The sequence below is a fragment of the Bradyrhizobium sp. Kon56 genome (genome assembly GCF_055807635.1).
This window is the reverse complement of record NZ_JBVVOU010000018.1, coordinates 1-23,646: the sequence shown is the minus strand read 5'-3', so window position 1 is coordinate 23,646 and position 23,646 is coordinate 1. Positions and strand designations below refer to the sequence as shown.

Annotated in this window: 25 protein-coding genes, 1 tRNA gene and 2 pseudogenes; 11 read left to right on the top strand and 17 right to left on the bottom strand. The window is 60.2% G+C overall.

The window, feature by feature from the left end; translation table 11 throughout:
- Window positions 1–38: 38 nt before the first annotated feature.
- The 4 genes from AC0L3B_RS25405 to AC0L3B_RS25390 all read right to left on the bottom strand — a co-directional run bounded on the left by AC0L3B_RS25405 (window position 39) and on the right by AC0L3B_RS25390 (window position 4,611).
- Window positions 39–401 carry a hypothetical protein gene (locus AC0L3B_RS25405; RefSeq protein WP_473381205.1) on the bottom strand — a complete coding sequence of 121 codons (363 nt, stop codon included), beginning with the start codon at window positions 399–401 and terminating at the stop codon, window positions 39–41.
- Window positions 401–646 carry a hypothetical protein gene (locus AC0L3B_RS25400; RefSeq protein ID WP_473381204.1) on the bottom strand — a complete coding sequence of 82 codons (246 nt, stop codon included), beginning with the start codon at window positions 644–646 and terminating at the stop codon, window positions 401–403. The genes AC0L3B_RS25405 and AC0L3B_RS25400 overlap by 1 nt, the downstream gene beginning before the upstream one ends.
- A 683-nt stretch (window positions 647–1,329) precedes the next feature.
- Window positions 1,330–2,424 (bottom strand): hypothetical protein, encoded by a 1,095-nt coding sequence (locus tag AC0L3B_RS25395; RefSeq protein WP_473381203.1) that lies wholly within the window; start codon window positions 2,422–2,424, stop codon window positions 1,330–1,332.
- A gap of 378 nt (window positions 2,425–2,802) precedes the next feature.
- On the bottom strand, window positions 2,803–4,611 hold the full coding sequence (locus AC0L3B_RS25390) for a DUF4209 domain-containing protein (RefSeq protein WP_473381202.1): 1,809 nt from the start codon (window positions 4,609–4,611) through the stop codon (window positions 2,803–2,805).
- Between the two features lie 253 nt (window positions 4,612–4,864).
- On the opposite strand from AC0L3B_RS25390, the gene AC0L3B_RS25385 reads away from it, so the two are divergent.
- Window positions 4,865–5,236, top strand: coding sequence for an Arm DNA-binding domain-containing protein (locus AC0L3B_RS25385; protein ID WP_473381201.1), 372 nt, complete (start codon window positions 4,865–4,867; stop codon window positions 5,234–5,236).
- 107 nt (window positions 5,237–5,343) lie between these two features.
- Here AC0L3B_RS25385 and AC0L3B_RS25380 read toward each other — a convergent pair.
- From AC0L3B_RS25380 to AC0L3B_RS25370, 3 genes and pseudogenes are all read right to left on the bottom strand, one after another.
- Window positions 5,344–7,674: pseudogene (locus AC0L3B_RS25380) on the bottom strand (putative bifunctional diguanylate cyclase/phosphodiesterase); the annotation flags it as partial.
- Window positions 7,675–8,895: 1,221 nt separating this feature from the next.
- Window positions 8,896–9,180 (bottom strand): annotated as a pseudogene (locus tag AC0L3B_RS25375) (transposase); the annotation flags it as partial.
- A 334-nt stretch (window positions 9,181–9,514) separates the two neighbouring features.
- Window positions 9,515–10,069 carry an MOSC domain-containing protein gene (locus AC0L3B_RS25370; RefSeq protein ID WP_473381298.1) on the bottom strand — a complete coding sequence of 185 codons (555 nt, stop codon included), beginning with the start codon at window positions 10,067–10,069 and terminating at the stop codon, window positions 9,515–9,517.
- A 591-nt stretch (window positions 10,070–10,660) separates the two neighbouring features.
- On the opposite strand from AC0L3B_RS25370, the gene AC0L3B_RS25365 reads away from it, so the two are divergent.
- Together AC0L3B_RS25365 and AC0L3B_RS25360 are read left to right on the top strand one after the other, a co-directional pair.
- Window positions 10,661–10,882 (top strand): hypothetical protein, encoded by a 222-nt coding sequence (locus tag AC0L3B_RS25365; RefSeq protein WP_473381200.1) that lies wholly within the window; start codon window positions 10,661–10,663, stop codon window positions 10,880–10,882.
- 20 nt (window positions 10,883–10,902) lie between these two features.
- On the top strand, window positions 10,903–11,328 hold the full coding sequence (locus AC0L3B_RS25360; RefSeq protein ID WP_473381199.1) for a hypothetical protein: 426 nt from the start codon (window positions 10,903–10,905) through the stop codon (window positions 11,326–11,328).
- Between the two features lie 131 nt (window positions 11,329–11,459).
- Here AC0L3B_RS25360 and AC0L3B_RS25355 read toward each other — a convergent pair whose 3' ends face one another.
- The 4 genes from AC0L3B_RS25355 to AC0L3B_RS25340 all read right to left on the bottom strand — a co-directional run bounded on the left by AC0L3B_RS25355 (window position 11,460) and on the right by AC0L3B_RS25340 (window position 12,976).
- Window positions 11,460–11,717 carry a hypothetical protein gene (locus AC0L3B_RS25355; protein ID WP_473381198.1) on the bottom strand — a complete coding sequence of 86 codons (258 nt, stop codon included), beginning with the start codon at window positions 11,715–11,717 and terminating at the stop codon, window positions 11,460–11,462.
- 442 nt (window positions 11,718–12,159) lie between these two features.
- A complete protein-coding gene (locus tag AC0L3B_RS25350) occupies window positions 12,160–12,381 on the bottom strand; it encodes a hypothetical protein (protein ID WP_473381197.1) in 222 nt (73 codons plus the stop codon).
- A 2-nt stretch (window positions 12,382–12,383) separates the two neighbouring features.
- Window positions 12,384–12,605, bottom strand: coding sequence for a hypothetical protein (locus AC0L3B_RS25345; RefSeq protein WP_473381196.1), 222 nt, complete (start codon window positions 12,603–12,605; stop codon window positions 12,384–12,386).
- Window positions 12,606–12,682: 77 nt separating this feature from the next.
- Window positions 12,683–12,976 carry a hypothetical protein gene (locus tag AC0L3B_RS25340; RefSeq protein ID WP_473381195.1) on the bottom strand — a complete coding sequence of 98 codons (294 nt, stop codon included), beginning with the start codon at window positions 12,974–12,976 and terminating at the stop codon, window positions 12,683–12,685.
- 702 nt (window positions 12,977–13,678) lie between these two features.
- On the opposite strand from AC0L3B_RS25340, the gene AC0L3B_RS25335 reads away from it, so the two are divergent.
- From AC0L3B_RS25335 to AC0L3B_RS25325, 3 genes are all read left to right on the top strand, one after another.
- Entirely contained in the window at window positions 13,679–14,050 is a 372-nt protein-coding gene (locus AC0L3B_RS25335) for a hypothetical protein (protein ID WP_473381194.1), read from the top strand.
- Between the two features lie 86 nt (window positions 14,051–14,136).
- A complete protein-coding gene (locus tag AC0L3B_RS25330) occupies window positions 14,137–14,829 on the top strand; it encodes a polysaccharide deacetylase family protein (RefSeq protein WP_473381193.1) in 693 nt (230 codons plus the stop codon).
- A gap of 399 nt (window positions 14,830–15,228) precedes the next feature.
- Complete coding sequence (locus tag AC0L3B_RS25325) at window positions 15,229–15,738, top strand: hypothetical protein (protein WP_473381192.1); 510 nt, start codon at window positions 15,229–15,231, stop codon at window positions 15,736–15,738.
- 177 nt (window positions 15,739–15,915) lie between these two features.
- Here the strand turns inward: AC0L3B_RS25325 and AC0L3B_RS25320 are convergent, their stop codons facing one another.
- On the bottom strand, window positions 15,916–16,773 hold the full coding sequence (locus AC0L3B_RS25320) for a GIY-YIG nuclease family protein (protein ID WP_473381191.1): 858 nt from the start codon (window positions 16,771–16,773) through the stop codon (window positions 15,916–15,918).
- Between the two features lie 803 nt (window positions 16,774–17,576).
- Between AC0L3B_RS25320 and AC0L3B_RS25315 the strand changes: the two genes are divergently transcribed.
- From AC0L3B_RS25315 to AC0L3B_RS25305, 3 genes are all read left to right on the top strand, one after another.
- Window positions 17,577–17,810 carry a hypothetical protein gene (locus AC0L3B_RS25315; RefSeq protein WP_473381190.1) on the top strand — a complete coding sequence of 78 codons (234 nt, stop codon included), beginning with the start codon at window positions 17,577–17,579 and terminating at the stop codon, window positions 17,808–17,810.
- Between the two features lie 70 nt (window positions 17,811–17,880).
- Window positions 17,881–18,138 (top strand): hypothetical protein, encoded by a 258-nt coding sequence (locus tag AC0L3B_RS25310; RefSeq protein ID WP_473381189.1) that lies wholly within the window; start codon window positions 17,881–17,883, stop codon window positions 18,136–18,138.
- Between the two features lie 229 nt (window positions 18,139–18,367).
- Window positions 18,368–18,670, top strand: a complete 303-nt coding sequence (locus AC0L3B_RS25305; protein ID WP_473381188.1) for a hypothetical protein — start codon at window positions 18,368–18,370, stop codon at window positions 18,668–18,670.
- Between the two features lie 157 nt (window positions 18,671–18,827).
- On the opposite strand, the gene AC0L3B_RS25300 is transcribed toward AC0L3B_RS25305, so the two are convergent.
- The 3 genes from AC0L3B_RS25300 to AC0L3B_RS25290 form a co-directional block, all read right to left on the bottom strand.
- Window positions 18,828–18,902: transfer RNA gene (locus AC0L3B_RS25300), tRNA-Val, on the bottom strand.
- A 156-nt stretch (window positions 18,903–19,058) separates the two neighbouring features.
- Window positions 19,059–20,357 (bottom strand): hypothetical protein, encoded by a 1,299-nt coding sequence (locus AC0L3B_RS25295; RefSeq protein ID WP_473381187.1) that lies wholly within the window; start codon window positions 20,355–20,357, stop codon window positions 19,059–19,061.
- 119 nt (window positions 20,358–20,476) lie between these two features.
- Window positions 20,477–21,082, bottom strand: a complete 606-nt coding sequence (locus AC0L3B_RS25290; protein WP_018458350.1) for a DUF1134 domain-containing protein — start codon at window positions 21,080–21,082, stop codon at window positions 20,477–20,479.
- A 139-nt stretch (window positions 21,083–21,221) separates the two neighbouring features.
- Between AC0L3B_RS25290 and AC0L3B_RS25285 the strand changes: the two genes are divergently transcribed.
- Window positions 21,222–21,707 carry a YHS domain-containing (seleno)protein gene (locus AC0L3B_RS25285; protein WP_026233560.1) on the top strand — a complete coding sequence of 162 codons (486 nt, stop codon included), beginning with the start codon at window positions 21,222–21,224 and terminating at the stop codon, window positions 21,705–21,707.
- Window positions 21,708–21,721: 14 nt separating this feature from the next.
- Here AC0L3B_RS25285 and AC0L3B_RS25280 read toward each other — a convergent pair whose 3' ends face one another.
- Window positions 21,722–22,549, bottom strand: a complete 828-nt coding sequence (locus AC0L3B_RS25280; RefSeq protein WP_085348586.1) for a 3'(2'),5'-bisphosphate nucleotidase CysQ family protein — start codon at window positions 22,547–22,549, stop codon at window positions 21,722–21,724.
- Between the two features lie 171 nt (window positions 22,550–22,720).
- Between AC0L3B_RS25280 and chpT the strand changes: the two genes are divergently transcribed.
- Entirely contained in the window at window positions 22,721–23,374 is a 654-nt protein-coding gene (gene chpT / locus AC0L3B_RS25275) for a histidine phosphotransferase ChpT (protein ID WP_018458347.1), read from the top strand.
- 14 nt (window positions 23,375–23,388) lie between these two features.
- Here the strand turns inward: chpT and AC0L3B_RS25270 are convergent.
- Window positions 23,389–23,646, bottom strand: a 258-nt coding sequence (locus tag AC0L3B_RS25270) for a hypothetical protein (RefSeq protein WP_473299154.1), incomplete at its 5' end; no start/stop codon positions are given.

Below are 23,646 nucleotides of genomic sequence, written 5' to 3'. Positions count from 1 at the left end.
ATAGCGGGGAAGAGTGTCAACGGAGAAGTGAAGCTCAATCAGGCCTTCTCGTCGTCCCGTATGGGTGTGCCTCGCTCAACGGTCAGACCATGGGCCGCCGCCATGGCCAGGTCGATCCGGAAGCAATTCACGTCTTCGACCACCCTCCGGAGATGCAGTGCACGAAGTCGACCCGGCTGCAACTCGACGTATTGCAGGACGAGGTGCCAGACTTCCTCATTGTCCGGCGCGAAATAGATGTAACGTTCGGCGACCCTCCCGCATTGGACCTCGCCGGCACCGATGGGCTCGATCAGCGTGTCGCCGACCGCAGGTATCGCCTCCTGAAAATACCCGGGCCATTCAACGCCGCCGCTCACCGATCCGTCGTGGGGATCGATCCAAGACATCATGATGCGCACTATCTGGCCTCCAGCATTCGGTCCAAGGGGTTCGCCCTGACGTCCTCGGGCAGGTCGGAAAATGCCGCCTCGATCCGAAGCCGGTCCCAAATCACGCGCCCGTCAATTTTCATTGCCCTGGGCATGCGGCCGTCCGAAACCATCTCGTCGAATTTGGTTGTCCCCACGCCGACGTAGCGGGCGGCCTCGTCGCGGGACATGCCGCGCGGCGGATAGGCGATCGAATCCGGACGCAGGACGGTCATTGCGTATCTCCAAGAACCGAATAGATTGTTGCGCAACTGTCGCGAGCGCACAAGAACCTTGGGTATTGTTGATTGTTTACATAACGCGTCAGGTGAGTGGGGGAACAATGATTCGAATGGTGGCTCTGGTTTTCGCGGTCGTCTGCATGCGTGCAGAGGTGGCAAGCGCGGCATCGAGCCCCCAGACCTGTTGGTTTAGCGATGGGGGCTGTCGCGCTTTCGTGGGCAAGCGCCTATGGGTGGCAATCCCGCCAGGCAATCCGAATGTAGTTGAGGTGACATTCACTCAACATGATTGGACCACAGAGCGAACTCTCAAACTAAAGTCAGGAGCATCGTTCGTCGTCAAAGAGATTACCAAAGGAAGCGTGGGATCCGACGATTATTTTGTTGAGCTCAGTGACGGTCGGCGCGGGTGGACCGGTACGTCTTCGCCGTTTCTTATCGACTACGATCCGGCTGCACGGAGCAAACAAGTGGCCGAAGAATGCGCGCGTCGAGGACCGCCGAAGATTGGGATGACACCAGCGGAGCTGACGGAAACCTGCTGGCGCAAACCTCTGCGTACTGTAAAAAAAGACGACCGCCGCCGGCGTCGAGGAAAATTTCGTCTACGGCATTGGCCACGTCGTCAAAATCGTTGACGGTAAGGTCACGGAAATTGTCGAAGCGCGTTGAAAAGATTAAGCGTCCTCGTCCCAGTTGGTGACGGTGAGGATCTTCGGCAGCTCGCCGAAGGCGCGCCAGAAGAGCGGTGGGATTTCGATCCGAAGCGGATGATTGTCGTCGACGCCGATGTAGAAGTTGCTCTCGTCGCCAGAGATCGAGAGACGGACTGGACAGCCCTTGTGCTTGGTCCAACCTTTCAACATCGCGATGCTCATACCCCGGAAGCCGTGGCGGATCGTGTTTGCTTCCCGCAAGATTTCCTCCGCGGTCGCAATGCCCTTCGAGAGGATCCGGGCTGCCCGTGCCTGATCTTCCGTGTCCATCTCGCGAACGCGCGCCTCGATCTCGTCGCCAAACTCTATGAAGGAGAGGCGCTTAGCGCATCCTTTGATCCTCGATGCCATCCGCGAAACTTTCGGGCTGAACATCTGGTAGCTGGGAAATTCATGCAGGACGCCCGAGTCCAGGAAGTCCACCACCTCTTCGGTGCCGTCCCTTGACCGGCGCATCCGGCGCCCGGTTTCGGTGACGTTGAGTACGCCACGGCCGACATGCCGCCAGAGGTCAATCCGGAGCACTTCGTTGATGCGCTGCTGCAGCGTGCCGTGCACTTGGTCGATCACCTCCAAGGTCGGCAGCGCCCGCTCGATCACTTCGCGGGCAGGCACGTTGAGGTGCAGGTTGGAGATCAGGTAAGCAATAGTGCGCCGTTCGGCTTCTTCCTTGTCGAACTGCGCTACGGCTTCCCAGTGACCTTCAGGGTTGAGCGTTGCAAAGCATTCCGGCCCGATCATGCGGATGACATGCTCGTCTGGAAACCAGGCGATCTTGCCCCTGCGAGAGAACTTCGGCGCTCTCGGGGAGCAGCACGGGCAGGGGGCATGCCTGTCCGGCGCCTGATGACTCGGAGGGAGGTCGAATTCCCCGATGTAGACGATACGGGCACCCGTCGTCGGCTTTGAGTGCGTATGGTGACGCCAAGAATGCGGCTCGCCAGTCTTCTTGATGTGGTCTTTGATCTCCCGGAGCACAGCCTGGGCCGCATCGCGCGTGCGGTAGAACGGTTTAGCGTCGAAATACTCGTCGGGGATATCCAAGTGCAGTGACATTGCGAATCGCTCCGGGGTGATGTCTGTTCACGTAGCGGCTCCCTCTTCTTGAGACGGGGTTCACGATTTGTTTTGCACTGGGCAATATCGGTGATTCGCTGGAACCCGGGTATGGGAATGTTCCGTGCCGGCGAGCTATCCACATCTAAACCGGGTCACGCATGCCGCCCCGGAAGCAGATGGAACAGATGGCCTCTCGTCAGTAGGAAGCCGGCTAGGAGTGCCGATCCAGCTCCGAACGGGATTTGCCGCCCGAACTCCGGGAAGCCGTCCTACGGGACCCGCGCGCCGCCGGGAAGCCATGTCCCAAGCAACCGTGCAGGTGGAGAAGGGTGGGCGTCTTCTTCCGCATGATGCGCAGATGGGCAACCCGGCGATCTACGCTCTCGGTGTGGCAGGGCGAAGAGGTTTTGGCTTCCGGCCGAACTCTTTCCATAGACCCAAAATGAGGAGAGAGTGGACGATTAGGTTGCTCAGGTGCCAATAAAACTGTCCTGCGTCCATGAGACCGTGCGCTATCTCGTTGCGCAAGTTCATTCCACGCGGGTCAGCGTAGAGCGCCTGAAGATGCAAGGCGACATCTGGACCGAGGGCAGCGACCACTCTCTGGTTGTATAGTATTTCGCCCATTCCGATCGCCACGCTCGTTTCCGAAACCGTCGGATGTGGCCTTGTGATCGGCAACCCAAGGTCTCCCGCAAGTTTGCGAAGCGCGCGCTCTACCTGCGGGACAATCACATGCGCTGCCTTCACATGGTCATCGCGCGTCCAGGCCCGGACACCTTCCACAAGCAAACTCATGTCCTCGAATAGGCCGTGTCGGTTAGCCCAGCCGGCAAAATGCTCGGGCACCGCCTCGTGCTTCTCAAACAGCCGCCGAAGGGCTTGCGCAAGCCATGGCCTAGCGAGCTGGAATGCAAAGTTGGTTTGATGCATCAGCCGCCCGAAGGGATCCTCTTGGACGGAGCCGATTTTAGCAGCGACGTGATTGTTGGCCATAATAGTCGCAGGAATATGAGCCATGAGGGGCGCTTCTTTGAGCGTCTGCTTTACTTGATCTTCAAGCTGGGCACGGTTCAACAAGAACTCACGGGCTATGCGAACGAGAGTCGTAGCCAAGTCGTCGTCCACGATCAGATTTAGAAACTGCTCCATATCATCACGCCGTATTTCGATCTTGTGCTCGACGGATTGGAGGTTTGCGCCCGCCGCTCCGATTTTTTGCTGCATCAAGATGCGGGTCCGGTCGCGTTCTTCTCTCAACCCGGCATTCCGGTACTCGTCGGTGGCCGTTTGCAGAAGCGCCGCAGCGAGCATGGGGTCAGCATTGCTCGCAAAATGCTCGAACGATTCGCCGACCGCTCTATGGAGTCGCTTGACATCGTCAAACTTACCAAGTCGGTCGTAATGTCGGATCAAACGTTCAGAAGCGTCTTGGGCCTCGTGTGGGTTCAGGTGCGCAGGATCACCGAGGTTGGACCCCGCAGTGACGATGCTCTCCAGGTCGGCTACAAGGGCAGCGCGCTCTGCGGCGGTAACACCAGCCTTCTTATCTTCGAGCAAACGGTCAATCGTGTACCACCAGAGCCCGCGCTTCTGCATCATTAGCCGGCGATGTACGCCCATTAGTTCGGTGCGTGCGCGCTCGGTCCGCGCCTTATCGGCGATCAAGACCGCCAGGTCGAGCGCGCGGATCGCAAACTGAACGTGCTCATGGTCCTCGGCCATTCGAGGGATCGCGTCGAGATAGCAGTCGACCGCAAGCCGGGCATCATCAACATCGCGCTTCCGCTTTCCGATGGGTGCGCTCATTTCCCATGCAAGATCGGCATACCGCGCTTTTAGGAAGGGGTGATTGAGAGATCTCGCGCGCCCGGCCCAATGATCGACCGTGATGGGAGCGGTACCCGCGATGTCAGGAAAATAAACTCTCTGACCCTGGTCATTCGTACCAGATCCCATCGGTCCAAAATAACTGTTCCAAGGGTTTTCGTGCTGACCAGTGGTCAAGTCGAAAGCCAGGTACTCGGCCCATATTCCTGCTCGCTCCGATTCAGACGGATCAACAAGCACCGTGCTTAGCGCTCGCATTTCCCCTGTGATGGCGAACTCATTGAACGGCTCGTCCTTAGCGTCGTAGCGCTGGATTATCTCTTCAACGAGGGCTGGCACGGTGAGTGTGGGCATGCCGCTAGGGAGCTCGGTGTGGGGGCACAACGTCGGTTTCTCCTGGCGGATCGCGATTACCAAGGGTGACACGTCATCCGCGGAGCCACTCCAGATTGTCAGGCTTCTCCCGGCTATTCACAGTCAAAGCGACACCAGCAATTTGCCGAGGTTGTGTGTGTGTACTAACAATCGTGAGTAAGAACGGTATGGGCGCTTGCGATTGCTGGGGTTCCCGTTTACAGTATGCGGCATGCCTGATGCTCGCCGGAAGATGAAAAAGCAACTAGATGCTTTGGCCAAAAAGCCGTCCGATTTCACAGTCGAGTGGTTTCAGAAGTTGGCCGAAGGATTGGCCACCGGCCGCATGAAGACTGACCGGATTACGGTCAGCGACGACATGGTCTCGGGCCTGCGCGCGATTATCCGAGATACGGGCGCCATCAGTTTTCACGTTCAGTACACGATCGGGAAATCACGGCCGTACCTCAAGATCGGCGACGTACCGGGCACCACCGTTGAGGAGGCCCGTAAGCTGGCGCGCACGGTTCTGGATCTCGCGCGCCAGGGAATCGATCCGCAAAGTGGCCTGCACGAACGACTGCTTCGCGAACTCGCCGAGCAGGGCTCGAAGTGGCGTCCCTGACGCAGAGTAGCATCTTAGACTGGTAGGGCATGCGGTAGGGCACGCTCATTTAGGGCCGGATCACTTCCTTTGTCGGATCAAGCTCTTAGGTGCTAATTAAGGGCGGACACCCCTTCCGCAGTTGTGGTGATGTTGAGGCTACGCCCGAGGCCCGAGATCGCGCGCACGATGGCGACGCAGTCGGAACGTTTCGCGAGATCCTTCACAAAGGAGCGATCGATCTTGATCTTGTCGAACGGAAAGCTGCGCAAGTAGCTCAGGCTGGAATAACCTGTTCCAAAATCATCCAAAGAGATGGAAACTCCAAGCTCGCGCAGCTGGTGCAGGATCGCGAGATTGGCCTCGGATTCCGCCAGGAACACCGACTCGGTGATTTCGAGCTCGAGCCGCTTGGGCGACAAACCTGAATTGGCGAGCGCTGAAATCACCACCTGGACCAGATTACGGCTACGGAATTGTGCCGGCGACAGGTTGACCGCGACCTTGATTTCGGACGGCCACTTCACCGCCTCGTTGCAGGCTTCACGCAATACCCACTCGCCGAGCGAGACGATCAGTCCGATATCTTCCGCCACCGGAATGAACTCCGCCGGCGAGATCATGCCCTTCTCCGGATGGAGCCAGCGCAGGAGCGCCTCAAAACCTGAGATCTTGTCACGCGCGACGTCGACCCAGCGGCTGGTAGTGCAGCTCGAAGTCTCCATTGGCAAAAGCGCGGCGCAGGTCGAGCTCCAGCTCGCGGCGCCGCTGCACTTGGTGATCCATCTCGCGCTCGAAGAAACGCTGCGTGCCGCGGCCATCCTGTTTGGCGCGATAGAGCGCCATGTCGGCGTTGCGCATCAGTTCCTCGCTACTCGTGCCGTCGCCAGGCGAAAGTGCAATTCCGATCGAGGCGCCAATCACCACCTGATTGCCGTCGATCTCATAAGGCTCACTCAACATACTGATCAGCCCGGCGGCGAAATCGCTCGCCTGCTTCGGCGAGGAATCGTCGGCCAGGATGATTCCAAATTCATCGCCACCGAGGCGTGCCGCCAGATTGTTGCTGGCTACACGCGACCGCAGCCGGTTGGCGACCTGCTTGAGCAGGCAATCGCCCATGGGATGGCCGAAGGAGTCGTTGACGTTCTTGAAGAGGTCAAGGTCGATGCACAACACCGCGACGCGTTTGCAGGCTGCATTGCCACTTTCAAGCGCCTCGGCTAGACGCTCGCGGTGGAGCGCGCGGTTGGGGAGGTTAGTCAATCCATCGTGGAGCGCCATATGGGCGATGCGGGCCTCGGCCTTACGCCGTTCGGTGATGTCGACCACCGCGACCAGGTAGCCTTCGCGCCCTTCGAGCATGATTCGTCGCCCGAAGGTGAGCACACAAATCTCGGTGCCGTCGGCTTTCACGTGACGCCAGTGATGTTCGGACTGGTAGGTATCGCCGACGTCCCGCAGCGCCTGCGTATAGCTGAGCCACTCCTCCCTTGGCCAGATCTCGTGAACTTTCATCCGCAGGAAGGTCTCGCAAGCGTAACCGTAGTGCTGCACCGCCGCGTCGTTGACCTCACAAAGGCCATCGTCTCGCAGTCCAACGCCCACATCGGCATTGGATTGGAGTCGAACAGCAGTCTGAACGAAGCGTCTCGGCGCTTTAAGGACGTGACGTCGGAAATGACCAGGGAAAGGATCCCGCCGAAGGCCTTAATTGCCAACCGAAGGCTGCGATCATCGCTGTCGATCTCGAACTGGTCACCCTGGTCGTCCTTAACCGCAGCCCGCAACCGCCCTACGACCGCTTGCGAACAGAGCAGGTGGCCTCCGTTGCTCAGACGCTGCCATAGCAGGCTTCGCTCTGCCACGTTGAGGAGTCTCACTGCTGCTTGATTGTGGTGCACGACCTGAAAATCAACCGGCTGGCCCGTCGCATCGCGAATGGTCGAGAGCGAGATTACGCCGTCGTCGGTCGTAGAAAAGATCGCATCGGGCAGATTGTATTCCGTGCCGCGCTCGTTGACGTAGGCGCCGACCAGCGTGCCGCCCCAACGCGCGAAGGTCGGCAGCGCGAGCACGTCATACGTTCGCACCATGCCGTTGCGCACGCAATGAGCGGCGGTGAGATAAGGACGGTTGTTTGCAATCGCGTTCGCGGCTGCCTCACTGAGGACGGTCGCGCAATCCGGGCGCAGCGCGTCCATCGGAACGTCCCAGCGCTCATCGCCCGGCCATTCCTGCGCATAGCGACCCGTCCGCGAAACGGCGAATGCGTCGTTCTCGCACTTGAGCAGCATCATGTGATCGGCGAGTCGTCCGAGGCTGCCCAGCAGCACATCTTCGTAGCGGGGAAGAGTTTGGCCGGGCTTGAGTGCAGCCTGCCACTTGCGACGCAGGACCGGCATGCCCTCGAACATTCCCGTATCTAATTTCACGGATTGCTTCCTGGCAGCACCCATCACACATCCCCGAGATCCAAGCTTCCTGTCCGCGCGGCATCAAATCCTGCTCTGCTTAATTCGCTGTAAACGATTGACTTGGGCTGCAGCGAGTAGCCGATTGCGACAATCTTAAATCAGCTAGTGGTTAGCGCGCGCATGACGGATGCGCGAAGGAGTTGTGCACAGGCGGGAGTTTCGCGCGACTCTTGGTGAGAGCCGACACTGTGCTCACAAGCTTGCGAATCCTTATTTGCTATGGGTCATCGACGTACCCGGCAATTGGCTCGGGGCACGGCCTCATTAACGGCCTGCTGCAGGGCCACCACCGTGATCGATTCCATACAACGGGATGCAGGATATCCTCGGCGCAGCAGGAGAATTCGACGTAAATAGGCAGAGACCGGCAGTATGACGATGAGAAACTTCGAATGGACGTTTTGAACGTCGCGTATTTTACTGGCGGAGGTTTCATCCGTTACACGTGTCTGTACGGGCTGATGTTTGTCCGATTCGTACCAACTATTATCTGCCGGACGGACCGAGATGACGAGGAATCTGCGCGGCCAGCTGTTGCGCGAGCTCTGTCGAGAATGGAGACTTCTTTCGCCGGTTTGGCTGCGACATCGACCTCCATCACGTGTATCTATGTGAACTTCGTCGGCACACGCGCAAGGGGTGGGCATCAGCGGACCCGCAATGGTGATGGCGACCGAGGATCTGGGCAAAGGAGATGTGCCGCAACCAAGCATATGTTGAAGAATCGTGGCGACGCGCAGCGTGAGGAGTCGGAGCATGAGAAAGAGTGATGTGACGTGTTCCGAGTGCGGTGCTGGCTTCTGCCGTCTTGAGCTTACCTCCGAGCGTGGCACGGAGGGCAGGTACTATTGCCCTGCTTGCGGCAATCTGATTGAGGCTTTCGGAGCGGCTCATCTCGTTGTTTACCGGTTGACGATACAGCCATCAACTAAAGTGCTCCGCTATCGGTAAGGCCGGCAGCCTTTGTCTTCAATATCCGGACATAGGCGCCTGACTCGTGCAGCTTGAGCCATCCGCGTTCGATGGCGTGATGGAGGCCGGTGTTATTCGGCGGCGGTGGCCTTGAGCTTGAAAAGCATCGGATAGTTGATCAGCTCAATATGCGATCGGGCATCGTTGGCTCGCAATTCATCTCCGCCGCACTGAGGCACTTTCCCAAGCGGAGATGGCCGGCATCGTCGAGGCGCCACTCTCGCGTTCGATCCTTTGGATGAACTCGCCGGGCTTGAGCTTCATGATCTTTGTCGCGCCGTTCTGGCGATAGTCCTTCCAGGTAAAGGTAACGTGATCCTCGTCGAGGGCTACGAGCCGGCTGTTGGCGATTGCAACGCGATGGGTATAGCGGCCGAGATAGGCCAGCACCTGCGCGGGGCCGCCGAACAGCCGTTTGGCGTAGACGACCCAGCTGATGCGCCGCATGGCGACGAGGTGAGCTGCGAAGGCGGCAGGCTTGGCCAGGGATGCAAGATCGAAGAAGTTCAGGGTGCCGGCGGTCAAGAGGTTCGAGGAATACGCGAATAAACTTTGGCGTCCCCCTCATCCAGATGCAGTTGGGCTTGGTAACCGTCGGCCTTAATTTCGCAGACGCAACCCTCGCCGCGCGGTGGATACTCGCGCAGCGTGGGGTCACACGGTTCAATGTAACCACGAATAGAAATTTTGACGGCGCCATTGACGCGCGATACTCCGAAAGGAGACTGAGGCAACGCCACGGCACACATGCGGATTCAACGCCAAGCTGCTGAATCGTTCCCTGCCGAAGCGGAGCGAACGCGAGGGGCGCCGTCTGGCTCGCGAAATGGCCTAACGTCTTGGTGTCTACCTAATTTCGATCAGGCGGCATCGTGGCGCGGGCCAAAAGAGAAGCCGCCGGTGGTGCCGCGGCGGCTTGCAAAAGTCTCTGACGGTTGAGTGTCTCCCCCAGCCCACGCGTACCGCCGTTGCCTTCTTTGCGGCCATGCACGTCCGCCTCTACCGAATGCAATCCGATTCGCCTAACGGCTGGCTGAGTTTTGCACTGAAGCGCTACAGTGCCGGTAGAAGGCGCAGGGGGGCTCGGCAGCAGCGCTCGCGCGAAATCGCCGGCGGTGACACGGCCGGGGGTTCTCACTATGCCCAGAACCGCGCATCTGAACGCCGGGTCTGCTTTCTCGGGTGAGATCACGCGTCGTTTCAGGCCTGACCGGAAGCGGTCGATGAGCACGCAGAGCGTTCGGAGCCCGGTCAGTTCCACGACGTCGGTCGATCCCAGCCTCATCCGGCTCGCGAGGGGCATCCGCTCAAGGTCCAGGCCTGCCGTGGTGATGTTCTCACCCAACTCTCCCAAACCGACCTCGTAGCCGTATCTGCGCTGCGTGTCGAAAAGCTCGGCCGGTATCAGGTGGACCTGACGCAGATTGGGCAGGCGAGGCTGCCTTCGGACGAGTTACCTGTACCGAACGAAGGGACCTGCGTGCGCGTCGCCTTCGAGCCCGTGGCCTTCTCTCATCACGTCTCGCGCTACGGTATCTTACTGAAATGGTGTCCCTGATCTGCGAACACTGCCACCGCCATCCCTTTCAGAACGAGATCATGCATCGTCGAGTCAGGCCCCCGCTAACCCGTGTTGAAACACGGTCCAGATCGGGGCCTAGCGGCTTGGCGCGGGTCGCGTCGCGCTGGATCGTCCGTTCTGGTTTTCCTGTCTTGGCGGCGGTATCGGAAGTAAAAGACGCCATGTTGGCATCTTTTTCCCGCGGCGCCCACTCGCGCCGCGCTTCGTCTCCGGATGCACGGCTCCATAAGTCGCCTTGCGCTTAGCGATCAGCTTCGCCCGTTGCGCCGGCGTCAGATCGCGGCGGATCAGGGCTTCGTCGATGCCGGGCAGGACGCCTAATGGGAAACACAGCAAGTTTCTCCGGACTAGGAACACCAGCCGGCGCCGCGAGGTTCTTCCACACTAGGGCTCGAACTTACGGAGTTCTCTTCCATGGCTACCCAGATCGTGATGGATCACACAGGCGACGGCAGACATTTTTTTGAGCGCACCGATCCGAACGGATTGGCCGAGGCCGAACGGCGGTTTAAGAAGCTGATCGGCCAGGGATTTACGGCTGCCACGCGGACGGCAGCCGGCGATCTCAAGGCCGTACGGACATTTGATCCGACTGCGGACGAGACGCTGTTTTACCCGCGCCTTGTCGGCGGCTAGCCACCCTCGTGGGCACAGCAATGTTTTTGTTCAGACGCAACGGCGTCGGCAGCAGAGCGCGTTTGCGCTCCCTGCGTTCGCTGTATCGGAGCTTCATCGAGCAAAATGGGCCGGAAGCGCGTGCGCGGCGCCTTTTGCGCGATTGGCTATCACCGGATCAGCGTGCGCAGTTTAATGACGAGGGTTATTTCGAAGTCACAGGCTCTCACACCGGCCGACGATATCGAATTCATCAGGGCACCATGGGCAATGTTTTGGAGCTTGATGAAGAAAGACAGCCCAAGACCGGGTGGTGTTTCATTCCCGAACGGCCGCTGGCAGTTGGCGACGTGATGCTTGCCCAGAAGATCGCGCTCGAAACCGACGAAGCCGCAGTGCTAGCGCTTGCCCACCGGTTTTCTCCGAGACTGCCCTCCCTGCCCCGAGTAGTGCGGCGTGCTTACTAGGCCGCTCACGGGCGGGGCCGCCGCTTGTGACGGCGGCGGCCCCTTGCCGCGAAGGCGGCGGTTACGCGAGACAGAGCCACCTCCGCGACGCCGGGTAGCATCAACCCAGTGCTCGCCTTACGCAATCGGATCTACTTGTTAGCCTTACTCGATGGCGTCTGGTCGCCTTGTGTGATGATCTTCTCGACATCTGCCATCGTTTCAGTGAATGCGTCCCACAGCCGCTTCGCCTGAGCGGGGCTCTCTGCCTCGGTGAGATATGCAGTCTTGATCAGCAACCGGTTCAACAGATACGTGACGCGGGCGTTGTCAGAGTGCCGGGTTCGCAGAGCGATAATCTGTCGACGCATCTCGACGAGGTCGAGCGTTTCGTGTTTTGACGGCCTCATCAAAATCACACTCGCGCGCGTGGCCGGGCAAACGAAGCCGCCTCGCCGAATATAATGGCGCGACGGCTTCGCTTGGGCGGACCCGGACGGGGACAATGTCCGGTGCACAAAGCTAACCCCCCGATGCGCCGCTGCAATCAAATCTTCAAGTTAAGCTTGATCTCCCGGCAGGAAGTTAATTCGGGAACCGAGAAGCCGCACCGGAGTGTACTTGCTGTGAATGCTCAAGAAGGAACGTCTAGGCCTGCGTTCGGAATTCCTGACTGAACAACAGCTTCGAAAGCTCGAATGCTCGTGAGGTGTGACTGCCCGAGCCTCGCCAAATGCTTCGGGTTTTTGACCGCTACCGGTCCCGTTCACGACCCGCGTCATAGTGCCGATCGCGATCCTCTTGGAGACAACGCCGTCGAGGCTGTGCCGCAGGCGACGACGGCGAACCGTCCTACTGTTGAGGATTGCCGATATCGAACGCGCCTAGACGGTAGTCTTCGCCCACCGCTCGCTCGTCCGCCATTTGGGTGATCAAGGTGAACGTCGCGTGGGGGTAACGCGTCCACACTTCAATGTCCTCTGGCGTGACGTTTAGATATCCGAAAAAGCACTTATATCGACCCGGCTCCGTCACCCGGCCGATTTTGTCCCAATTGATCTTGTTAACGCGCATAGCTAGCTCCACTCGTTCTCAGGCAGCGAACCGGGCGGAGGTTTAAGTTCTTCGAGGCCGGCTTCGATCACCGCCAATTCCTCTTGGACTGTTTTGGCCGCGTTTTCTGGGTTGATGCCCGATACGGCTTGCAGTTCAGCGAGCACCTTGCGCCGATGCGCCAGCAAGTCCGTCAGCGCGCGACGGTCCCGTACCTTCACGTAGCCGGCGACGATCAGTTCCATGGCCTTTGACACGTTCGTCGTTTCCCACCGGTTTGCGGGTTATCGGGGGCGGCTAAGTTCTGTCAGACCGGCTTCGGTCATACGATATTCGACACCTTCGCCCGTTGAGCGTCGCTCCATCCATCCGTTTCGTAAAAGAGCGAGCGTTGTTCCGGGGTGATCGGAAAGCTTCGAAGAAGACACCCAATCGCGGTCACGAAGAGGATCGAGCATTTGCCGGTGATACTGATTAAAAAGCGGCCTGCGCTTTTCGTGCCGACCGATGTCTTCATCCATCGTTTCAAGCGGTCGTTCGGTTTCCATGGCCGTTTGTTGCCATCGCATCGTTTACGATCAGTTACGGAGCCGGCAATGTTTTCTAAATGGTTCATGGATATTATTCTGCCGCATGGATCACGAGGACGCATCTGCTTGGTTCGTTCCGGCTCTCAGGCGAAGCTACGCTCGTCTAGCAGCGTGGGTGACGCGCGGTAATCGAGCGCCTGAACCCAGCCGCTTGCCGGCGGCGCCGCGCTCAGAGCGGCCAGCTCGCTTTCCCGACCCGCCGCGGCGGTCAGCGCCGCCGCGCATTTAGGTAATGCAGGCATCGCGAATGACGAACGATCGCACATCGACACGTCCGTGGTTGCCGGACGAAGAGGCGGAATTACTCTCGCTCTTTGGCGCAGGTGCCACAGCGGAGGAGGTCGGCGAACGGCTAGGCCGCACCCGCCAAGCGGTTTATGCTCGCTTGCAGCGCTTTCAAAAACAGCGGGGGCGAGCGAGTAGGACGAGCGGGAAATTCTTTGCTCAGTTACTAGAGTGATCGGGCGATCCCTGAGATCGCAAGATCACATCCGCAGCGGAATTAAGGTAGCGTTCCGATCGCATCGTCCGTTCGCCCGTGCTGAAGTAGCGCTCAACCGATACATCGAAGGTTCAATCTAACAGAGGGCTGCGCACTGCGCGAGAACGCGTGCTATGTTGAATTGCACTGGGACCGGCAACGAAGAACGCGCGCGCGAAGCCGCTGGTCATTTTTATCGTCAAACAGGGGAATGGATCGGCGAATGATACGGAAGGGGGCTGCCGCGTTGCTGTTGATCGCGGGCGTATCGAGTGCGGGGGCGCAAGATATAGAAGCGCGCCTTACCCACCAAAGCATGGAACTCTATTTTGACTGCCTTGAGCGGGCAGTGACCAAGTTGGATGATTACGCGTCCGATGCCGCGACGATCTCAAGGGGAGCGATGGGCGCCTGCGGCGAAGAGGCAAACGACGTTGCTCTGCTCTCGGCGGGCCGTGACGGGCGGCTTGTCCAGCCCCTCCGTGAATTCATCGATGCCAAGGGCCTTGAATTTGGCACGACCTATGTGCTGAAACATCGAGCCGCACGGCGCGCTGCTCCTCCACTCGCACCGCCAAAACCGAACGCAAAGCCCAAGCCGAAGGGCGAGAGCATCTAGCGTTGACTAGCGCGCCGCCGCGGCGCGATTTGGATCGGGTTTTAGAAACGTGGCGGCTTGGGCCGCATCCTTCCGGGGGGCATCCCTTGCTTTTGAAGAGTGGAAATGCATTTCCTAATGGCCAATTGTGCCTAACCTTCGATGATGGTCCCGGCGAATATACAGCTGAGATCAGTTCGTTTCTTCGCGAGCAGGGTATCCCTGCGACATTTTTCCTGATCGGCCGTTTCGTGCCGCAACTCCCCGACGTCGTGAAGCAGCTGATCAGTGATAGTCATGAGATCGGCAACCACACGCAAAACCATCCAGATCTGACCCAGAATTTTGTCGACATCCGGGAGGAAGTTGCTGCCGCCCACAACGTGATCAGCCCGTTCATTCCTGTAGGAACGAGACCGCTTTTCTTCCGGCCGCCCTACGGTCTTTGGCCGACACATGAAGACCTCAGCGCAAGGGGAATGCCATTTGAAGGGCCAGAGCTCTATGGATCATACGCCGATCCCATCCACTGGGATTTCTCCGGAGATGATTGGTCGTTCTGGAACCTTGCGATCAGTCTCGATGACACTGCGGCGCTCGATGCAGCTACCAAAGCATACAGTCAAGCGGAGCGTGGCATCGTTCTCTTGCACGACAACAGTTTTGAAGCTGGCATCGCGCAGAAAAATCAGACCTTTCGGTTGATCCGGAAACTGGTGCCGAAATGGAAGTCGGGTGGCTTAACATTCGTGTCGCTCCGAGACGCCTATCGCAACGGCTGGTTGGGCGTTGCCGCATAGGCTACGGCAACGGTGTCATGAGTGACGAAGATTGCAAGAGATCGGAGGTGACGTTCGCGTGGTTGCCTTTCGCAATTGGACTAGTTTAAGTAATCTTCAGGGTTGTTCGGCATCCTACAGCCGCCCGTCATCCGCCGTTTTTCTACTGGTGTTGTTATCCCTTCGCATGCGCAAACCACAGCCCGACTTAATCGCTTCATTGCTGTTCTTTAGCTGTGCTCTGATCGCGTGGACAGGAGTTGCAGGTCCAATCGTTTCTGACGGCTTGTGGAAGGGGTTTCAGAACTGGCAGACCCTCATCGCCGCGCTATTAGCCTTGGCCGCAGCGTACCTTGCTGCTCGGCCAGTGTACCGCCAGCTTGCAGAGCAGCGCGCCAATCGGCGGCCGCTGCCGTTTCGATGATTGTGAAGGCCGCGGTTTCGCTTGAGACCGAACGAGACACCGTCAGAAAGGCCGTCGATGACCTGCGGACTGATCGGCTTCTGTGGGAGTTCGATCACCTTTTGTGGCATGAGATTTATAGCTCGTGGTCGGAAGAGGCGTTCGGCGTGATGACTGTCTGCGACACTGCGCTGCGCTCGATGCGCCTGTACGCTGAACGCAACCCCGATGCATCGGCCACACAACACTGGCGCATTGAAGCAATTGCGGCGCTAGAACAATTCCGGGCTGGCTTGACCGATCTCGTCACGATCATGCGCCAGCAGACATCCGGATTAGCCTATGAGGAAGGCGAACAGGACATTCCGGTTGAGGAGCATCCGACCAGGCGCCAGGAAGTGAATGTCAATGAAGAGCGTTGGAAGTCGGCGGCCGATAGGCTGGACGTCGGACTTTCGCTAGAAATTGCGAATGTCTGGCGTCGCATTCGTCACCTCGAAGGCATCGCAATCGGTGCGTTCGAATAGGTGCACAATTTACTTGCGCAAGGGCCTAGCGATATTGATCACAACACCTCTGCCGTTTCTGGTGAACGCCTGACATTCGACCGTTGCGTCGCCGTACGAAGCGCGCTCAGAGAGAGCGCAACCAGCGCTCGGTACGCTAAGCGTCAAAAGCGGGCGCTTCCGTCGTCGAATGATCGTTCATGGCTCGGTGGGACCTACCACCACCTTGTCTCTCGCCCTTTTGTATTGGAGCAACTGCGATACCTCATCGTAGGAATGGTACCTTGCGTAGACGCTCTTCGCATTTCTCTCGCGCAGATCGGCTAGAGCGTCGGCCCAATAAGCGACCATTGCGCGACGAACTCCGTCGAGAGCGAAGATGCGTTCGGCCTTTGCAAAATCCTCGTCGAAACTTACACTCACCGCATGTTCAGCAGCTTTGTAGTCGGCCGGTTGAAAATCCCCAGCACGCTGGCCGAGCCACATGATCGTTTTTGGATAATCCAAAATCAGACGGTCGAGCACAAGATAGTGCGAAAACTTTCCGTCCACATGCGTTCGAGTGCTGAAAGCAACTTCGTGAGACCCGATGTTTAAGGTGAACCAACGCCCTCCGTTGGTCTGCGGGAGAACGCTTAAGGTCCACGCGCCTTGAATGTCGAGGTTGCCGTACAATCCCGAAAGCTGGAACAAGCGGAATAGAAACAGGCTGACATCGGGATTGTGGAAGAGCCGATCCGTCCTTTCGGGATCGACGCGGAGCGGCTCGCTAATCGAACGCAATTGTTCTCTAGCCTCGTGCGGAGCCACGCCGAAGAGCTCCCGCGTTCCGTCAATCTCTACGTTTCGGTTGCGAAAGTGACGATGGAGAGCATTCTCTATTGCGATGCAGTCCGTGACATGCACACAATCTGACAATTCCCACGGGCCATGGGGAGCGTACGTCTCACCGCCATTTATTCCACGAAGGCGTTCAGCGATGGGCCGCTCGGTACGGCCGATTTTTATGTAATCGCTATTTGGTGAAACGAGTACGTAGACAAATCCCCGCGGCATAGGCGCGATCCCCAAACCCACGCCGGCAAAGTAACTGAGGACCGCCCGGACGTGAAACAGGCGGAACGTCTAGATTGCATGACCGGGACGGCAATCCTCCCGCGTCGGCGGCAACCTGCTAACCAAAAGGTCTGACGAAACGATTAGTGGATGATTGCGGGCTTGGTGGCGGCGTTCGTTGTCCCGCTAAGCCCTAGACGACGCAGACAGCATGAAATGGCCGGCGGGCATCACTGCCGCCGGCCATCGCTTGCGCTACCGTAGCTTGGGGGCTGATCGGCAGCGCTGACCGCAAGCCTGCCGAACGCCGATTAACAATCCGTTAACCAATTCGGGCAGGCTCTGGCTATTTCGCAGGCAACAACGCGGCGGCCTGTGCTCTCGCCTGCGTTGAACCAGGCGTTTCGGACCACGCGCGCCGGATAGTGCTTAAACAGGGCGGCGGGCATGGGCTTGCGGGTGTAAGAGCCATAACCAGCAGGCTCCATGCTTCGAACACGCCCTTCTTCTCCACGCCACAACGGCGCACGCCATGCGGCGTCGATCCCTCGCGCGAAGGGATGCGGAGTCCCTCGCCGGGGGGCACTCGGGAATGGGCCCGCCGTGATGAAGTATGCCGGCGTCGCTATCACTGCCCCGTTTCCGGGTGCCCTCTTAAGTAAGAAGAGCGAGCCCCACGGCGGTCGGCAGCGCGGCCGGACCCAAGCTGATCGAGCAGAAAGACGGCTCATCATAAGGGTTAAACGCTGCCAATCGCCGTGGTTGCAATGGTAAAAGTTCCTCGCCGACTGACTGGGGGCACCATGGTTAAGGCATTTCGCAATGTGATCATGGCACTTACTTTTGTAGGAGTTGCCGGCTGCAACATGTTTTGGAATTTCATGAATGACTATAAGGCCTGTGGCCTTGCGCTGGCGGCTTCAGTTGCAGCCGGCTTTTGCGTTGAGCGCATCTTCATCGAGCGGTCCCGTCGGGAGATGATCCGCCTCCACGGCGCGGACTGGCATTCGGCGGAGAACCGACAGCTCGACTCATGAGCGTCACCCGTCGCGCGCTCGTAGTTTTCATCATCCGATTGTTCGCATTCGACGCGGGGGGCCTAGCCCGATGATCAAACCGGTCCATCCATTCCGGTTCGCTCGCATCGAGCGTCTGCGAGAGCTGTTTGAACGAGACTCCGAAATGGCATTTGATCCGAATGCGGGCGTGAGCACCACGAAGCTGGTGAGACCCGATGCGCCAATGCTCGATGCAGGTTTGAAACTCGGTCGTGATCCAGGAGGGTGCGAACTGGGTCCTTCGAGCGCTACGGCACCGCAACCGGTCAATACGCCCGAGGAGCATCACGATCTGGAAGGGCGATGACTATAAGCCGACCCCGAGGTAGGGGGATGCCGAAAGCGAACTCCCGGCTCCCTTGGTCCTTACCGCTTTACAATGTTGCAACAGGGGTCTCGTCGGAGTCGTCACCATCGCCGCCAGCAAGGTAGGCAAGAGGAGCGATCCGAACTAAGTCGGGCGCGAGGCTCAACGGCAACAGCTGGCGGAGAAGCAGTGCATGAGCTGGCAACCTGATGATTGAAGGCGGCCCCATGTGGTGTCCCTCACCGGACAGCAGGTCGTCACTGGAAACCAGCACTGTCTGCTCTGGCGACGTGGTCTCGAGAACCATTTCGAGCTCGCCATTGCCGAGCTGACGCGGCGGCAACTCATGGCGGCAGTGGACAACACAGCCAAGACCGGCAAGCGCGGAGCATCAAAGGACCCGCGCGAGCACGATACCTTCCTCGAGTGGTACCTCGGCGAAGGTTGCCTCGAGCACAACGTGCTCGCGCCTATCGAGCGCCCAACGAAACTCGTGCCCAAAAGTGGCGCGCCGACGCGGATCTCGTGGTGAAAGATCAACGAGTTTTCTTGATTTGCCGTCGGGATCGGAGCGGCGGGCGAAGGTAGCGGGATGATCTTTTTTGCAACGTGCCCGGGTTGTGCCCCAGACTTTCCGGGGCACAATGTGGAGGAAGCAAGTCGCTAAGTTACTGTAAATTCTGAAGTAATGGTGGGCGCACAAGGGATCGAACCTTGGACCTCTCCCGTGTGAAGGGAACGCTCTCCCGCTGAGCTATGCACCCGAAACCATCATGCAGGCGACCCGAGTTTCGGCCGCCGATGCTTTGGAGCCCGCGATTTAGAAGTGCAGGCCGAAGGTGTCAAGTTTCGAGGCGCTGCCGGGCCGGAAAACCTTCCCCCGGACCCGCAATTCGGCGGTCAGACCATCTTGGGGCCGCTTACGCGCCCTGCTGGCGGGCGCGGGAGGCGTGGGCCTGGAGCGCGCGGATGCGTTCGGCCAGTGTTCCGCCGCCTTCGGGCAGGGTGCCTGCGGCGGTGCCGTTGGCAGGGGCGTCGTTGGCCGGGCGTGGCGCCGGCCTCGGCGGCTGGCCGGCCTCCGCCGCGAGCAGGGCCTCGATCGGCGAGTTCGGCCCTTCGAGCTGCATCGCGAGCTTGGCCACCTCGGCTGCGATGTCGTTGATGCGTTCGCGCAGCAGCGCGTTCTCCATCCGCTCGGTCGCCCAGGAGCTCTCGGCCTGTTGCTGGATCGCGTTGATGTCGCGCTGGAGCTTGGCGCGCTCGTCGCGGGCGGTGCGCAGCTGCTCCTCGAGCGCGGTCTTTTCCGCGCGGATCGATTCCATTGCGGCCGAGGACTTGCCGCCGCTCAACGCCGCGATCTCAACGCGCAGCTCCTTGATGATGCGCTCATTGGCCTCGTTGGCCTGGCGGAGCTGGTTGTTCTCATAGTCGCGTTCGGCGAGCAGCTTGCCCTGCGTGGCAAGGCGTCCCTCGAGATCGCCGACGCGGCCCGACAACATCTCGGCCTCTTTCACCTGCACGATGAGTTGGCGATCGAGGTCGGTGACGCGCTGGCTCAGATTCTCGACGCGGCCGCGGGCGTCGCCGAGCTCGCGCGAAGCGGTCTCGGACTCGGTGCGCTCCTGCGCCAGCCGCGCCTGTGTCGCGGCAAATTCCTTTTCGGCGTCGCCGACGCGGTGCTTCAGCTCCTCGATCTGCGCACGGACCGCGACCAGCTCGACCTGACGGCTCTCCGCCATCATCGAGCGGTCGGACAGTTCGGAATTGATCTTTGCGAGCTCGCCCTGCTTGTCGGTCAGCGCGAGCTCGGCGGCGCGCAGGGCTGCGGTCTTGGTGTTGAATTCCTCTTCGCTGGCGCGGAGCTGCTCCTTCACCGCCTTCTCGCGCGCTTCGAGCGCGAAGATCGTGGCGTTCTTCTCGCCGAGCTCGATCTTCATGCGGTTGATGGCGTCGCTCTTCTTGCCGAGCTCGGCGAGCTGGCTCGTGGTCTTGTTCTTGAGCTGGTCGACGCTCATCTCCAGCCGTCGCGCCGACATGGCGAACTCGGCGCGGAGCTGGTCCTTGTCGGCCTGGATCTCGGCCATCGACAACGGCGTGGCGGCCTCGAGCCGGCGCGTGGTCAGGCGCACGGCGCGGTTATGCACCAGCGGCACGATCGCGAGCCCGCACAGCATCGAGAGCAGGAAACCGATCGCCAGGTACATGATCGGTTCGACCATGGGCCAGAACTCCCAAAGCTAAGGAAAAATTTACCAAGGACATTGCATGCGGGGCCGGCAAAAAGCCAGCCCCGACATGTCGTTAACCTTGATCCGTCGCCGGAGGGGAAAGCGGAACGCTAGAACGGGTTCCAGGTCGCGCGCGGGGTGAATTTCAAATAGCCGATATTGGCTCCCAGCCGCAGGCCGAGGCCCGAGCGGATCGGCACCAGCACGATGTTGTTGGCGGTGAGCGCCGTCATGCCGAAGCCGCCGATGATGTAGGCCGAGCCGTCGAGGCCGGCGAAGCGCTGGTAGATCGCGTTGGTGGCGGGCAGATTATAGACCAGCGTCATGGTGCGCGCGCCGTCGCCACCCCAGTCGAAGCCGAGCGAGGGACCCTGCCAGTAGACCCTGAGGTCACCGGCGTTCTTGGTGTAGAGCGTGCCTTCGCCGTAGCGCAGGCCGGCGACGAAAGCGCCGGACCCTTCCTCACCGAGGATATAGCCGTTGGGCAGGCCCCATTGGCTGACCGCCTTCTCGATGATCGAGGCGAGACCGCGCGAGACGTTGCCGAAGAAGCGATGCCCGGCGTTCACGAGTTCGTCCGGCCCATAGGTGCTGGGCGTCTGGGTCCGCTGCGGCGGCGGCAAGTCGGGCGGCGGCGGCTGCTGGGCGGAAGCCGGACTGATCCACCCGACCATCGCGGCAAGCGCGACTGCGGCAAGGCGTGATGCGAAAGTCATAAAAGAACCCCTGGTATCGAATCCGGTCGCTTCCTTAACCTGGCGCCAACAGGCGCGGCTCTAGGTTGCGCCGGATGTCCCCTCGACTCGGATGTTATCCGCAGCAACTATGACGGCACAACGGCAGGAAGCCAGCCCTTTGCGCCCCGGAATTGCCTTGATCGGCCTTCTGGTCTGCATGCTGTCGGGCATTTGGATCCTCTGCGCGGGGTTGCCGGCGCAGGCGGCCACCACCGAGCGGATCGTCGTCAACCGTTTCAGTGGCGTGGCGATCGAGGGCTTCGACCCCGTGGCCTATTTCGTCGCTGGCACGGCCGTGCAGGGGACGGCCGAGTTCGAGGCGAACCTGTGGGGCGCCGTCTGGCGCTTTCGGAACGAGGGCAACCGGGCGTCTTTCCTCGCCCATCCCGAGGTCTACGGGCCGCAGTTCGGCGGCTACGATCCGGTCGATATCGCCCGCGGCGTCATCATCGCCGGTAACCCCCGCTTCTTCGCGATCGCGGCGCAGCGGCTCTATCTGTTCAGCCGGGAAGCCAATCGCGACGCCTTCGCCGCCAATCCCGAGCGCTTCCTCTATGAGGTGGGCAAGCGCTGGCCCGCCCTCCAGGACAAGCTCAGCCAGTAGGCCCCTTTACGACCTCAGAGTCTTGCCGCCTGCGGGTCACCCCAAGCAATGAACTCCGGGATGATGAAGCCGCCATCGTGCCGCTCGCCGAAGCGGAGCGCGCCGCCCTTGCCGTCGGTCACGCTGCCGCCGGCCGCGGTCACGACCGCGTAGCCGGCCCCGACGTCCCATTCACAAGTGGGCCCGAAGCGGGGGTAGATGTCGGCACTGCCTTCCGCGATCCGTCCGAATTTCACGGCCGAGCCGACCGCCTTTCTGACGGCGCTGGGGCGATGATCGATGAACGCCTCGGTTCGGGGATCTCCATGCGAGCGGCTCACCGCGGCGATCCAGGGTTCGCCCAGGGGCGGCAGCTTGCGGGTATGGATCGGCTCGGCAGCGCCGATGGTTGCGCCGTCGAACCCGACGCGCTCGGCGCCACGGCCGACGATGCCGCGCCAGAGCAGCCCGAGTGCCGGCGCGCTGACGATGCCCAGCAGCGGCACGCCCGATGTCACCAGGGCAAGGTTGACGGTGAACTCGTCGCGCCCGGCGACGAACTCCTTGGTGCCGTCGAGCGGGTCGATCAGGAAGAAGCTGGCGCGGAACGGCGGCGAGGCGAGCTGGGTCCGCTCTTCCGAGAGCGTCGGGATGTCGCCCGCAAGCTGTGCCAGCCCGTCCGCGATGATGCGGTCGGCCGCAAGGTCGGCCTCGGTCACCGGCGAGCCGTCCTGCTTGCCGTCGACCCGCATCGCTGCGCGGTTGACCGCGAGGATGGCTTCGCCCGCCTTCACCACCAGGGCGGTGAGCGGCTCCATCAGGTGGGAGGCGGCCGCGCCGTCGATGATCCGCTTCACCTGCATGCCTCATTCATCGGCAATTCCATCCCTAAGCGAGTGATTCGCCGCGGCATTAGGGCCGCTTCGAACGGATCGCAAGCTAGCTGCCACAGGCTTGCGAATGTTAGAACCTGCGGCCTTCGTCAAGCATGCTTGATTCGCCGCGTCCGCGCCGTGCAATTCCAGGAACCCTTTATGTCTGACGCTTCGTCACCCGCTACCGCCACCGCTCCAGATGCGCTCGAACTCGCTGCGCTGCTGTGCTCGCGGGTCTGCCACGATCTCATCAGCCCTGTCGGCGCCATCGTCAATGGGCTCGAAGTGCTCGACGACGATCCCAAGCCCGACGACCGCGAGTTCGCACTCGACTTGATACGCAAGAGCGCGAAAACCGCCTCCGCTCGCCTCCAGTTCTGCCGCCTCGCTTTTGGTGCGGCCGGCTCGTCCGGCGCGCAGATCGATCTCGGCGATGCCCAGACCATGGCGCGCGGCCACATCGAGGACGGCAAGTGCTCGATCACCTGGAATCTGCCGCGGATCTTGCTGCCGAAGAATCGCGTCAAGCTGCTGCTCAACATGCTGGTCGTTTCGCAGCACACGATCCCGCGCGGCGGCACGCTGACGATCGATCCGATCGGCGAGGGCGAGACCATGAGCTTCCGCATCACCGCGACCGGACATAATGCGCGCCTGCCGCAGAACATCTCCGAGCTCCTGAGCGGCGAGCGCGGCCCGGCTGCGGATGCACATGCGATCCAGCCTTATTATACGCGGCTGTTGGCAGAGGCTTGCGGGCTGACCGTGAGGCTCGCGCACGAAGGCGAGGCCATCACCATTATCGCGTCGTAGACACGCCGCCGCTCTCAAACGTTAATCGAATCTTTACGAGGCGCTTCGGCTTGTCCGGAGCGCCTTATCTCTTTGTTGGTTCCGTTCTTTTCCACATACTCAACCATTATTAAACGCTTTGCGGTGAAGCTGGCCCCATTCCGAATTGGCGCATCACGTCTTGTGTGCGCGCCCTCCCTGTATGAAGGCCTGTTTTCATGGATGATCTGTTGCGGGAGTTTTTGACGGAAACCAGCGAGAGCCTGGACACCGTGGACAATCAGCTGGTGAAG